General features: G+C 72.4%; 10 protein-coding genes and 1 riboswitch. Of the genes, 9 read left to right on the forward strand and 1 reads right to left on the reverse strand.

Going from position 1 to position 12,774, the window contains the following annotated elements; genetic code table 11:
- Positions 1-105: 105 nt before the first annotated feature.
- The 7 genes from shc (at position 106) to ACIBAI_RS17940 (ending at position 8,027) form a co-directional block, all read left to right on the forward strand.
- A complete protein-coding gene (shc, locus tag ACIBAI_RS17910) occupies positions 106-2,160 on the forward strand; it encodes a squalene--hopene cyclase (RefSeq protein ID WP_399035267.1) in 2,055 nt (684 codons plus the stop codon).
- Positions 2,160-2,801 carry a 1-hydroxy-2-methyl-2-butenyl 4-diphosphate reductase gene (locus tag ACIBAI_RS17915; protein ID WP_399035269.1) on the forward strand — a complete coding sequence of 214 codons (642 nt, stop codon included), beginning with the start codon at positions 2,160-2,162 and terminating at the stop codon, positions 2,799-2,801. The genes shc and ACIBAI_RS17915 overlap by 1 nt, the downstream gene beginning before the upstream one ends.
- A gap of 5 nt (positions 2,802-2,806) precedes the next feature.
- Entirely contained in the window at positions 2,807-3,829 is a 1,023-nt protein-coding gene (gene hpnH / locus ACIBAI_RS17920) for an adenosyl-hopene transferase HpnH (RefSeq protein ID WP_399035271.1), read from the forward strand.
- A gap of 88 nt (positions 3,830-3,917) precedes the next feature.
- The gene (gene dxs, locus ACIBAI_RS17925; protein WP_399035273.1) at positions 3,918-5,840 is read left to right on the forward strand and encodes a 1-deoxy-D-xylulose-5-phosphate synthase; all 1,923 of its coding nucleotides are present in this window, start codon (positions 3,918-3,920) and stop codon (positions 5,838-5,840) included.
- The gene (locus tag ACIBAI_RS17930) at positions 5,841-7,223 is read left to right on the forward strand and encodes an aspartate aminotransferase family protein (RefSeq protein WP_399035275.1); all 1,383 of its coding nucleotides are present in this window, start codon (positions 5,841-5,843) and stop codon (positions 7,221-7,223) included.
- 64 nt (positions 7,224-7,287) lie between these two features.
- A complete protein-coding gene (locus tag ACIBAI_RS17935) occupies positions 7,288-7,911 on the forward strand; it encodes a helix-turn-helix domain-containing protein (RefSeq protein ID WP_399035276.1) in 624 nt (207 codons plus the stop codon).
- Positions 7,908-8,027 (forward strand): DUF6126 family protein, encoded by a 120-nt coding sequence (locus ACIBAI_RS17940; protein WP_344599752.1) that lies wholly within the window; start codon positions 7,908-7,910, stop codon positions 8,025-8,027. The genes ACIBAI_RS17935 and ACIBAI_RS17940 overlap by 4 nt, the downstream gene beginning before the upstream one ends.
- 10 nt (positions 8,028-8,037) lie before the next feature.
- Here ACIBAI_RS17940 and ACIBAI_RS17945 read toward each other — a convergent pair whose 3' ends face one another.
- On the reverse strand, positions 8,038-8,835 hold the full coding sequence (locus ACIBAI_RS17945) for a tyrosine-protein phosphatase (protein ID WP_399035279.1): 798 nt from the start codon (positions 8,833-8,835) through the stop codon (positions 8,038-8,040).
- Between the two features lie 169 nt (positions 8,836-9,004).
- Between ACIBAI_RS17945 and ACIBAI_RS17950 the strand changes: the two genes are divergently transcribed.
- Both ACIBAI_RS17950 and ACIBAI_RS17955 read left to right on the forward strand, forming a co-directional pair.
- The gene (locus ACIBAI_RS17950; protein ID WP_399035281.1) at positions 9,005-11,074 is read left to right on the forward strand and encodes an alpha-galactosidase; all 2,070 of its coding nucleotides are present in this window, start codon (positions 9,005-9,007) and stop codon (positions 11,072-11,074) included.
- Between the two features lie 305 nt (positions 11,075-11,379).
- Positions 11,380-11,544, forward strand: a riboswitch (cyclic di-AMP (ydaO/yuaA leader).
- A gap of 4 nt (positions 11,545-11,548) precedes the next feature.
- A complete protein-coding gene (locus ACIBAI_RS17955; protein ID WP_399035284.1) occupies positions 11,549-12,508 on the forward strand; it encodes a peptidoglycan DD-metalloendopeptidase family protein in 960 nt (319 codons plus the stop codon).
- The last annotated feature ends 266 nt before the right edge of the window (positions 12,509-12,774 follow it).

Raw genomic sequence — 12,774 nt, forward strand, 5'->3', positions numbered from 1 at the left:
ATAACCCTCGCGTAGTCGCCGGCCGGTGCCACGGGGAGAAGGACACCGGCCGACGGCGGACCCACAGCAGACGCACGACTTGCAGGACTGCACGAAGGGGAAGCCATGACAGCGACGACCGACGGAAGCACCGGGGCCACCCTGCCGCCCCGCGCAGCCGCGGCCAGCGAAACGGACACCGACACCCCCGTGGCGGCCGGGGCGCACGACGCCGCCGTACGCGCCGTCCGGCGCGCGACCGACTTCCTGCTGGCCCGGCAGGACGCCGAGGGCTGGTGGAAGGGCGACCTCGAGACGAACGTCACGATGGACGCCGAGGACCTGCTGCTGCGGCAGTTCCTCGGCATCCTCGACGAGGAGACCGCGCGGGCCGCCGCCCTGTTCATCCGGGGCGAGCAGCGCGAGGACGGCACCTGGGCCACTTTCTACGGCGGCCCCGGCGAGCTCTCCACCACCGTCGAGGCCTACGTCGCCCTGCGCCTGGCCGGCGACGCGCCGGACGCGCCGCACATGGCGAAGGCCGCCGCCTGGGTCCGCGAGCAGGGCGGCATCGCCGCCACCCGCGTCTTCACCCGGATCTGGCTCGCCCTGTTCGGCTGGTGGAAGTGGGAGGACCTGCCCGAACTCCCGCCCGAGCTCATCTACTTCCCCACGTGGATCCCGCTCAACATCTACGACTTCGGCTGCTGGGCCCGCCAGACCATCGTCCCGCTGACCATCGTCTCGGCCAAACGGCCGGTGCGGCCCGCGCCCTTCCCGCTCGACGAACTGCACACCGACCCGGCCCGCCCCGCCCCTCCGCGACCCCTCGCCCCGGCGGCGAGCTGGGACGGCGCCTTCCAGCGCCTCGACCGGGCGCTGCACGCCTACCACAGGATCGCCCCGCGCCGGCTGCGCCGGGCCGCGATGAACACCGCCGCCCGCTGGATCATCGAACGACAGGAGAACGACGGCTGCTGGGGCGGCATCCAGCCCCCGGCCGTGTACTCGATCATCGCACTGTACCTGCTCGGCTACGACCTTCAGCACCCCGTGATGCGCGCGGGACTGCAGTCACTGGACCGGTTCGCCGTCCGGCGCGAGGACGGCGCCCGGATGATCGAGGCCTGCCAGTCCCCGGTGTGGGACACCTGCCTGGCGACCATCGCGCTGGCCGACGCCGGGCTGCCCGCGGACCACCCGCAGCTGGTGAAGGCCGCGGACTGGATGCTCGGCGAGCAGGTCGTGCGGCCCGGCGACTGGTCCGTACGACGGCCCGGGCTGCCGCCCGGCGGCTGGGCGTTCGAGTTCCACAACGACAACTACCCCGACATCGACGACACCGCCGAGGTGATCCTCGCGCTGCGCCGGGTCAGGCACCACGACCCGGAGCGGGTCGAGAGGGCGATCGGGCGCGGGGTGCGCTGGAACCTCGGCATGCAGTCCAGGAACGGCGCCTGGGGCGCCTTCGACGTCGACAACACCAGCCCCTTCCCCAACCGGCTGCCCTTCTGCGACTTCGGCGAGGTCATCGACCCGCCGTCGGCGGACGTCACCGCGCACGTCGTGGAGATGCTGGCCTACGAGGGACTCGCCCACGACCCGCGCACCCGGCGCGGCGTCCAGTGGCTGCTCTCCGAACAGGAGCCGGACGGCTCGTGGTTCGGTCGCTGGGGCGTCAACTACCTCTACGGCACCGGATCCGTGGTGCCCGCCCTGGTCGCGGCCGGGCTGCCCGGCGCGCACCCGGCGATCCGCCGCGCGGTGGCCTGGCTGGAGTCCGTCCAGAACGACGACGGCGGCTGGGGCGAGGACCTGCGCTCCTACCAGGACGCCAGAGGATGGAGCGGCCGGGGCGCCTCGACCGCCTCGCAGACCGCGTGGGCGCTGATGGCGCTGCTGGCGGCGGGGGAGCGGGAGTCGGGGGTCGTCGAGCGCGGCGTCGCGTGGCTGGCCGCCACCCAGCGGGAGGACGGCTCCTGGGACGAGCCGTACTTCACCGGCACCGGCTTCCCCTGGGACTTCTCCATCAACTACCACCTCTACCGGCAGGTCTTCCCGCTCACCGCCCTGGGCCGGTACGTCAACGGAGAGCCCCTCGACCGGCAGCCCCCCGCCGGGGGACAGCTCGCCCAGCCGTCCTCCGCCGGAAAACCCCTCGCCGGGGCCGGGGAGGGCTGATGAGCGCCCAGCCCGCCGCGGCCCCGCTGCTGATCGCCTGCGCGCTCGGCATCGAGCGGCTCGCCCTGCGCACGGGCGGTCGCGGCGGGACCGGCGGGCCGGTCACCGTCCTGCGGACGGGCATGGGTCCCCGGGCGGCCGAGCGCTCCGTCACCCGGGCCCTCGCCGGCCCGGCGCTCGGCGGCGCCGCCGTGCTGGCCACCGGCTTCTGCGCGGGCCTCGTCCCCGGTATGCACCCCGGCGACCTGGTCGTCGCCGACGAGACCCGCGATCCGCGCGGCACCGTCCCGTGCACCGGGACCGCACTGCTCGTCGAGGAGCTCGGGCGCGCCGTGCCCGGGCGCACCGTCCACACCGGGCCGCTCACCGGGTCCGGTCACGTCGTCCGCGGTCACGAACGGCCGAAGCTGCGCGCGACCGGCGCCGTCGCGGTCGACATGGAGTCCGCGGCCACGCTCCTGAGCGCCGTACGGGCGGGCGAGCGCCCGGTTGCGGCCGTCCGGGTGGTCGTGGACGCCCCAGAACACGAACTCGTCCGGATCGGCACGGTGCGCGGTGGAATATCGGCCTTCCGTGTCCTTCGTTCCGTGCTTCCCGCCTATCTCGAATGGCACCGTTCTTTGCCGCTCCCCCGGAGGTGAGCCAGATGGCCATGCCGCTGCGCCAGTCCATCAAGGTCGCTACATACCTGGCCGAACAGAAGCTCCGCAGGCGGGACAAGTTTCCGCTCATCGTCGAGCTGGAGCCGCTCTTCGCCTGCAACCTCAAGTGCGAGGGCTGCGGCAAGATCCAGCATCCGGCGGGCGTGCTCAAGCAGCGGATGCCGGTCGCGCAGGCCGTGGGCGCGGTGCTGGAGTCCGGCGCGCCGATGGTGTCGATCGCCGGCGGCGAGCCGCTGATGCACCCTCAGATCGACGAGATCGTGCGCCAGCTGACGGCCAAGCGGAAGTACGTCTTCCTGTGCACCAACGCCGTACTGCTGCGCAAGAAGATGGACAAGTTCACGCCGTCCCCCTACTTCGCCTTCGCCGTGCACATCGACGGGCTGCGCGAACGGCACGACGAGTCCGTCGCGAAGGAGGGCGTCTTCGACGAGGCCGTGGCGGCGATCAAGGAGGCCAAACGGCGCGGCTTCCGGGTCACCACCAACTCCACCTTCTTCAACACCGACACCCCCCAGACCGTCGTCGAGGTCCTGAACTACCTCAACGACGAACTCGAGGTCGACGAGATGATGATCTCGCCCGCCTACGCCTACGAGAAGGCCCCCGACCAGGAGCACTTCCTGGGGGTGGAGCAGACCCGCGAGCTGTTCAGGAAGGCGTTCGCCGGTGGCAACCGGCGCCGCTGGCGGCTCAACCACTCCCCGCTGTTCCTGGACTTCCTCGAAGGCAAGGTCGACTTCCCGTGCACGGCCTGGGCGATCCCGAACTACTCGCTCTTCGGCTGGCAGCGGCCCTGCTACCTGATGAGCGACGGATACGTGCCGACGTACCGGGAGCTGATCGAGGAGACCGACTGGGACAAGTACGGCCGCGGCAAGGACCCGCGCTGCGCCAACTGCATGGCGCACTGCGGCTACGAGCCGACCGCCGTCCTGGCCACCACGGGATCCCTGAAGGAGTCCCTGCGCGCCCTGCGCGAGACGGTCTCCGGGAACCGGGGCTGACGTCGTGGCCGCCGGCGCCCCACCGCCGCGGGGAAGCCGGCCGTGACGGTGAGCCGGAGCGAGACACCGACCGAGAGGGGGCCCGAGCGTGTCGCTTCTGGAGAACATCCGCGGACCACGCGACCTGAAGGCGCTGTCCGAGGCGGAACTCGGTGAACTGTCCCGGGAGATCAGGGAGTTCCTGGTGCGCGCGGTCGCCAGGACCGGCGGACACCTCGGGCCCAACCTGGGAGTGGTGGAGCTGACCGTCGCCCTGCACCGGGTCTTCGAGTCGCCGGCCGACCGCATCCTCTGGGACACCGGTCACCAGAGCTATGTGCACAAGCTGGTGACGGGACGCCAGGACTTCTCCAAGCTGCGCGGCAAGGGCGGGCTGTCCGGCTACCCGTCGCGTGAGGAGTCCGAGCACGACGTCGTCGAGAACAGCCACGCCTCCACCGCGCTCGGCTGGGCCGACGGCCTCGCCAGGGCCCGCCAGGTGCAGGGCGGGGAGGGACACGTCGTCGCGGTGGTCGGGGACGGGGCGCTCACCGGCGGCATGGCCTGGGAGGCGCTGAACAACATCGCCGCCGCCAGGGACCGGCCGCTGATCATCGTCGTCAACGACAACGAGCGCTCCTACGCCCCGACCATAGGCGGCCTCGCCGACCACCTCGCGGCGCTGCGCACGACCGACGGCTACGAGAAGGCGCTGGCCTGGGGCAAGGACGCCCTGCTGCGCACCCCGGTCGTCGGCGGCACCCTCTACGAGGCCCTGCACGGCGCGAAGAAGGGCCTCAAGGACGCCTTCGCCCCGCAGGGCCTGTTCGAGGACCTGGGGCTGAAGTACCTCGGACCGGTCGACGGGCACGACATCGGGGCGGTCGAGTCGGCGCTGCGGCGCGCCAAGCGCTTCCACGGCCCCGTCCTCGTCCACTGCCTGACGGAGAAGGGCCGCGGCTGCGGGCCGGCCCTCGCCCACGAGGAGGACCGCTTCCACACCGTCGGCGTGATGGACCCGCTCACCTGCGAGCCGCTCGCCCCCGCGGACGCGCCGTCGTGGACGTCCGTCTTCGGCGACGAGATCGTGCGGATCGGCGAGGAGCGCGACGACGTCGTGGCGATCACGGCCGCCATGCTGCACCCGGTCGGGCTCGGGAAGTTCGCGGAGCGGTTCCCCGACCGGGTCTGGGACGTCGGCATCGCCGAGCAGCACGCCGCCGTGTCCGCGGCCGGCCTGGCCACCGGCGGACTGCACCCGGTCGTCGCCGTCTACGCCACCTTCCTCAACCGGGCCTTCGACCAGCTCCTGATGGACGTGGCGCTGCACCGCTGCGGCGTCACCTTCGTCCTGGACCGGGCCGGTGTCACCGGCACCGACGGCCCCTCCCACAACGGCGTGTGGGACATGTCGGTCCTCCAGGTCGTCCCCGGCCTGAGAATCGCCGCGCCGCGCGACGCCGACCAGCTGCGCGCCCAGCTGCGCGAGGCGGTCGCCGTCGACGACGCGCCGACGCTGCTGCGCTTCCCGAAGGAGTCCGCCGGCCCGGCGATCGAGGCCGTCGACCGGGTGGGCGGCCTGGACGTCCTGCACCGCCGGACCGAGGACCCGCAGGTCCTCCTGGTCGCCGTCGGCGTGATGGCGCCGGTGTGCCTGCAGGCCGCCGAGCTGCTGGAGGCGCGCGGTATCGGCTGCACCGTCGTCGACCCGCGCTGGGTCAAGCCCGTCGACCCCGCGCTGCCCGGCCTCGCCGCCGGGCACCGGCTGGTGGCCGTCGTCGAGGACAACAGCCGGGCCGCCGGGGTCGGCTCCGCCGTGGCGCTGGCGCTGGGCGACGCCGACGTCGACGTGCCCGTGCGGCGGTTCGGGGTCCCGGAGCGGTTCCTCGCGCACGCCAAGCGTGCCGAGGTGCTCGCCGACATCGGCCTCACCCCCGTCGAGATCGCCGGGCGGATCGGCGCGAGCCTGGCCGCCGGGGAACAGCGGCCGGAAGGCGTCCGGGCCGTCCCGCCAGTGCAAGGAGAGACCTGAATGACCACGGAGTTCGACCTCGGCGCCCTCCTGGCCGAGCGCGGAGCCGAGCGCTACGAGCTGCACGCCCGGCACCTGAACCACCAGCTCCCGCGCATGCTGCGCACCATCGGCTTCGACAAGGTCTACGAGCGCGCCGAGGGCGCCTACTTCTGGGACGCGGACGGCGAGGACTACCTGGACATGCTCGCCGGGTTCGGGGTGATGGGCCTGGGCCGCCACCACCCCGTCGTCCGCAAGGCGCTGCACGACGTCCTCGACGCCTCCCTCGCCGACCTCACCCGCTTCGACTGCCCGCCGCTGCCCGGGCTGCTGGCGGAGCGGCTGCTGTCGTACAGCCCGCACCTGGAGCGGGTGTTCTTCGGCAACAGCGGCACGGAGGCCGTCGAGAGCGCGCTGAAGTTCGCCCGGTACGCGACCGGCCGGCCCCGCGTCCTGTACTGCGACCACGCCTTCCACGGGCTGACCGCCGGTTCCCTGTCCGTCAACGGCGAGTCCGGCTTCCGCGACGGCTTCGCCCCGCTGCTGCCCGACACCCCCGTCCCGCTCGGCGATCTCGACGCCCTGGCCCGGGAACTGGAGCGGGGCGACGTCGCCGCCCTGATCGTCGAGCCGATCCAGGGCAAGGGCGTGCACGAGGCCCCGCCCGGCTATCTGCGCGCCGCCCAGGAGCTGCTGCACCGGCACAAGGCGCTGCTGATCGCCGACGAGGTGCAGACGGGGCTGGGCCGCACCGGCCGCTTCTACGCCTACCAGCACGAGGAAGGCGTCGAACCGGACCTGGTGTGCGTGGCCAAGGCGCTCTCCGGCGGCTACGTGCCGGTGGGCGCCACCCTCGGCAGGGACTGGATCTTCCAGAAGGTCTACTCGTCGATGGACCGGGTGCTGGTCCACTCGGCCAGTTTCGGGGCCAACGCGCAGGCCATGGCGGCCGGGCTCGCCGTGCTGTCGGTCCTGGAGAACGAGCGGATCGTCGCGAACGCCGCCGCCACCGGCGAGCTGCTGAAGTCCCGGCTCCAGGCGCTGACCGACAAGTACGAACTGCTCGCCGAGGTCCGCGGCCGGGGCCTGATGATCGGCATCGAGTTCGGCCGCCCCCGGTCGCTGAAGCTGCGCGGTCGCTGGGCCGTGCTGCAGGCGGCGCGCAAGGGGCTGTTCGCGCAGATGGTGGTCGCCCCGCTGCTGCACCGGCACCGGATTCTCACCCAGGTCTCCGGGGACCACCTGGAAGTGATCAAGCTGATCCCGCCGCTGATCATCGGCGAGCGGGAGGTGGACCGGTTCGTGGACGCCTTCACCGAGGTGATGGACGACGCCCACGGCGGCGGCCTGATGTGGGACTTCGGCAAGACCCTGGTCAGGCAGGCGATGGCCCACCGGTGACTGCGGTTTTTGCCTCTGAGGCAAGGAAATTGCCGCAGAGGCAAAAATCGGGCTCAATGGAGGCATGAACCCCGCCGAGCCCGAGCCCTCGGACGGGCCCGTCGAAGCGGTGCCCGCCGTGGCGCCGCAGCTGCGCGCTCTGCGGCGCCACGCCGCCCTCACCCTGGAGGCCGCGGCCCGCGCCGCCGGGCTGTCGCCCGCCCACCTCTCCCGCCTGGAGACCGGGCAGCGCCAGCCCTCCCTGCCGATGCTGCTCGCCCTCGCCCGCATCTACGGTACGACCGTCTCGGAACTGCTCGGCGAGACGGTCGCCGACCGGGACGCCGTCGTCCGCGCCGCCGAGATGGAGCCGACCGCCGCGGGCGGCTGGACCTACTGGCAGGCCGGCGCGTCCGGCCGCGGGATGCAGGCGCTGCGGGTCCACGTGCCGTACGGCTCCCAGGGCGACATCGTGCGCGTGCACCCGGGGGAGGAGTGGCTGTACGTCCTCAGGGGGCGGCTTCGGCTGCGGCTCGGGGACGCGGCGCACCGGCTCGGCCCGGGCGACAGCGCGCACTTCGACTCGCTGACCCCGCACCGCATCGCGGCCCAGGACCCCGGCGGGGTCGAGCTGCTGTTCGTCCACACCCTGTTGCAGAGTCCCACGGTCACGCTGTGCCTGGGCCCGACCCCCGGAGACGCGCCATGAGCGACATGGAGGAGAAGTTCCCCCGCGGCCTGTGGATACGGCTGATCGTCTACATCGCCGTGGGCCACCTGTTCGCGGCCTTCATCTACCTGCTGTTCGAGGTGGGCGCGAAGTAGTCCCGGCGGCTCAGTCGAGCAGGCGCTCGCGCAGCCGCTCCCGGGTCCGCGGGGTGATCCCCAGTCCCCTCTCCAGGTAGGCGTCGACGCCGCCCCACGTCTGCTCGACGGTCTCGAAGGCGGCCGTCAGATACTCGGCGCGCGCGTCGAACAGCGGGCTGAGCAGCTCCATCACCTCGGGGGAGTAGGCCGAGGGGGAGCTGGAGCTGCGGTGCACCTTGTAGCGGCGGTGCTTGGCGTTGGACTTCAGGTAGTCGTCGAGGATCGCCTCGCGCTCGACGCCCAGGGCCAGCAGCGTCACCGCGACGGACAGGCCCGCGCGGTCCTTGCCGGCCGCGCAGTGCATCAGCGCGGGCACGCTGTCCTCGGCGAGCGCGTGCAGCACCCGGGAGTGCTCGGCGGTGCGCTCCTTGACGATCGTGCGGTACGAGGTGATCATCCGCTGCTCGGCCCTGCCGTCGGCCAGGATCTCCCGCAGCTGGTCGAGGTCGCCGTCGCGGACCATCCGCCAGAACTCGGCGCCGTCGGCCGGGTCGGTCAGCGGCAGGTTCACGTTGCGCACGCCCGGCAGCTCGATGTCCGGCCCCTCCAGCTTCTGGTCGGCCGCGTTGCGGAAGTCGAAGATCGTGTGCAGGCCCAGGGAGGCGAGGAAGGCGGCGTCCGCCGCGGTCGCGTGCGCGAGGTGGCCGCTGCGGAACAGCACCCCGTGCCGCACCCGGCGGCCGTCCACGGTCGGCAGTCCGCCCACGTCACGGAAGTTGCGCACGCCGGCCAGTTCGGGCTCGGTCGACGGGACCTGCTGCGTCACGGGGGACTCCTCCCACTCCCTCCCGCCGACGCGGCTCGTCGGCGGGCGCCACTCGACGATACGCCATGGCTTCCCGGCGCCACGGGTTGTCCACAGGCGTTGCCGAACCAGCGGACAGCCCTCGATGATGTCGGGACGTGGGTGGATCCGTTCGTGCTCGGGGGGCTGCATGCTGGAGATCTCGGAAACCGGCCGTACCTGGGTCCTCTCCGGGCCGGCCAGCAGCTACGCCCTCCACCTCACCGCACGCGACGAACTCGTGCACCTGCACTGGGGCCCGAGGATCGCCCTCGCCGACGCCGAGGCGCTCGCCGTGCGCCCGCTGCCGGACTACTGGCCCTTCGAGTCCCCGCTCGACGGACGCGAGGAGTACCCGGTCGAGGGCGGTCCCCGCTTCGTCCGGCCCGCCCTCGCCGTGCGCACCGGGGAGCGGCGCGGCACCGAATGGGCCTTCGAGCGGGACGAGAGCGACGGCGGCGAACTGCGGCTGCTGTTCCGCGACGGCGGACTGGGCGTCACGCTGCACTACCGCATGCGGGGCGACGTCGTGGAGCGCTGGGTGACCCTGGAGAACCGGGGCCCGGCGGTCGAGCTGCTGCGCGCCGACTCCGCCACCTGGACCCTGCCCGACCGCGACGGCTGGCGGCTGTCCCAGCTGCACGGCCGCTGGGCCGCGGAGTCCCGGCTCGCCCGCTTCCCGCTCGCCCACGGCGAGCAGGTCATCGGCAGCCGCCGCGGCCACACCGGGCACCAGCACCTGCCGTGGGTCGCGCTCGACACCGACGCCACCGAGGAGCGCGGCGAGGTCTACGGCTGCGCGCTCGGCTGGTCGGGCTCCTGGCGGATCTGTGTCGCCCGGCTCCCGGACGCTCGGGTGCAGATCACCGGCGGCGCCGGCCACGACGACTCCGGCCTGCTGCGGCTGGCCGCCGGGGAGACCTTCACCACACCCGTCTTCGCCGGCCTGTGGAGCGACGGCGGCTTCGGCGGCGCGAGCCGCGCCTGGCACGCCTACCAGCGCGCGTACGTCGTCCCGGACGCGGACCGGGACCGGCCGGTGCTGTACAACTCCTGGGAGGCCACCGGGTTCGACATCTCCGAGGAGCAGCAGCGGGCGCTCGCGCGGCGGGCCGCGGAGCTGGGCGTCGAACTGTTCGTGGTCGACGACGGCTGGTTCGGCGCGCGCACCGGAGACCGGGCCGGCCTCGGCGACTGGACGCCCAACCCCGAGCGCTTTCCCCGCGGCCTGGCCCCGCTCGCCGCGTACGTGCACGGCCTCGGCATGCGGTTCGGCATCTGGGTCGAGCCCGAGATGGTCAACCCGGACAGCGACCTGTACCGCGCCCACCCGGACTGGGTGCAGCACCAGAAGGGCCGCAGACGGACGGAGTTCCGCCATCAGCTCGTCCTCAACCTCGCCCGCGAGGACGTCCGGGAGTACCTGTGGGAGCAGCTCGACGGGCTCCTCTCCAGCGCCCCGATCGACTACGTCAAGTGGGACTTCAACCGCTGCTTCACCGACGCGGGCTGGCCCGGCGACCCGTACCCGCAGCGGCTGTGGGTCGACCATGTGCGCGCCCTGTACGCGCTGCTGGACCGGCTGCGGGCGGCCCACCCGGGGGTCGCCTTCGAGTCCTGCTCGGGCGGCGGCGGCCGGATCGACCTCGGCGTGCTCGCCCGCACCGACCAGGTGTGGACCTCGGACAACACCGACCCGCTCGACCGGCTCGCCATCCAGGAGGGCTTCAGCCAGATCCACCCGGCCCGCGTGATGGCCGCCTGGGTCACCGACAGCCCGAACGCCATGCTCAACGGCCGGAAGAGCTCCTTGCGGTTCCGGTTCGTGAGCGCCATGGCCGGGGTGCTCGGCATCGGCGGCGACCTCACGAAGTGGACCGGGGAGGAGCTCGCCGAGGCCCGGGAGTGGGTGAGCCGCTACAAGGAGATCCGGCCCCTGGTGCAGCGCGGGGAGCTCCACCGGCTCAGGCCGCCCCGGGGCGGCCTGAGTGCCGTGCAGTACGTGCTCGGCGACGAGACCGCCGTCCTCGCCTGGCTCCAGGCGCAGCACCACGGCGAGCCCGTCCCGGCGCTCCGGCTGCGTGGCCTCGACCCGACAGCGTCGTACGAATGCCGTGAAACGGGCGAAGTGCACCGGGGGGCGGTGCTGCTGCACCACGGTCTGCGGACCGGGTTGCGGGGCGACCTCGATGCGACGGTCATCCACTTGCGTCGCCTCTGACCCTTCTGTCCGGATTGATGCTTTTGTTGTAACTCCCCCTGTGCTGAGGGGAGCTGGAGCGGCGTCACGTGAGGAGCGTCATACCCGTGACCGTCCGTTGCCCGTCATGTTCACGTAATTCGCATGGTCCACAAGGGATTTCGGGAAAGGAAACGATGCCGAAATCGACGGAGGGTGACCGGGAATTCCAGTAGTGGATCAAGTTGATCCGCAATTCCGCGCAACCTTCGCTTGTCCCTGTGCGTCCTGGTCGCTTACGTTCGCCACCGATCCGGACGGACGCCGAATCCTGCCGCCGACCGGAGCCCGCACACCCACCCACCCGTGTACGGCAGGAGCGGGGGACCCACAGGTACGACTGCCTGTTCCGGTTCCCGGACCAGGCTTGGGGTAAAGCCGCGCCCCTCGGCGCGACCGGACATCTCCAGTCCGCACCCGACAGCTCACCTCGCAGGCGCCGGAGAGGAATGCGCCATGCCCGCGAAGGGTAAGCACCGCCGCAGCAAGACCCAGCGTTTCACCCGTTCCATCGCCGTCGCCGGAACCGGCGGCGCCGCGCTCGCCCTCCCGCTCCTGGGAGCCACGGGTGCCCACGCCGCGCCCGCCCAGTCCGTTCCGGAAAAGGCCGTCCAGTCCCTGCCGGCCGCCGGGAAGACGACCGCGGACAAGGACACGGGCACGCGGACCTACACCGTGAAGGCCGGCGACTACCTCTCGAAGATCGCCGACGAGGAGAACGTCAGCGGCGGCTGGAAGAAGCTGTACGCGGACAACCGCGAGGCCGTCGGCGACGACCCGTCGCTGATCCATCCCGGCCTGAAGCTCGCGCTCGGCAAGAAGGCCGCGACGAGCGCCGCCGAGTCCTCCTCCCGGTCGGAGTCCCCCGAGTCCTCCGCGGCGAAGCCGTCGGCGCAGCCCGCGCAGCCCTCCGAGTCCACGCAGTCCGCCTCGTCGAAGCCCTCGTCGGAGGCGTCCCCCGAGCAGGACGCGGCCGCCGGGCAGTCCGCCGGCACCACGAACGCCTCCAGCGGCTACACCCTCCCGGTGAGCGGCGCCGGCGTCGGCACCGCCTACCGCGTGGCCGGCAGCATGTGGTCCAGCGGCTACCACACCGGTGTCGACTTCGTCGTCCCGACCGGCACCTCCCTCAAGGCGGTGGCCGCGGGCACGGTCGTCTCCGCGGGCTGGGGCGGCGCGTACGGCAACCAGGTCGTCATCAAGCTCGACGACGGCCACTACGCCCAGTACGCCCACCTGTCCTCGCTCTCGGTCTCGACCGGTCAGACCGTGACCGCCGGTCAGCAGGTCGGCCTGTCCGGCGCGACCGGCAACGTGACCGGGCCGCACCTGCACTTCGAGATCCGCACCACGCCGAACTACGGCTCGGACGTGGACCCGGTGGCCTACCTCCGCTCGCACGGCGTCTCCATCTGACGCCGGCCGGCACCGCCTGCCCGACGAGCCGCCGAAGGCCGGACCCCGATCCCCGGGTCCGGCCTTCGGCCTTTCGGTCCCCGGGTCCGGCCGCCGCGCCCCGGAAGCAGCGGGTCCGGGGCGCCAACGCCCCTGGACGAAGCCCTATTCCGGAGTTGGCCAACACTTTAGGAGTGGCTTATCTCACCGACCGTCAACCCCTCCTTACGGTCGCGTAGGTCACATTCCGCGGTGAATCATGGTCATGTGGCAGACGATTCGAAGAG

Origin of the sequence: Streptomyces sp. NPDC051041 (assembly GCF_044456065.1) — a bacterium.
Classification (GTDB): Bacteria; Actinomycetota; Actinomycetes; order Streptomycetales; family Streptomycetaceae; genus Streptomyces; species Streptomyces glaucus.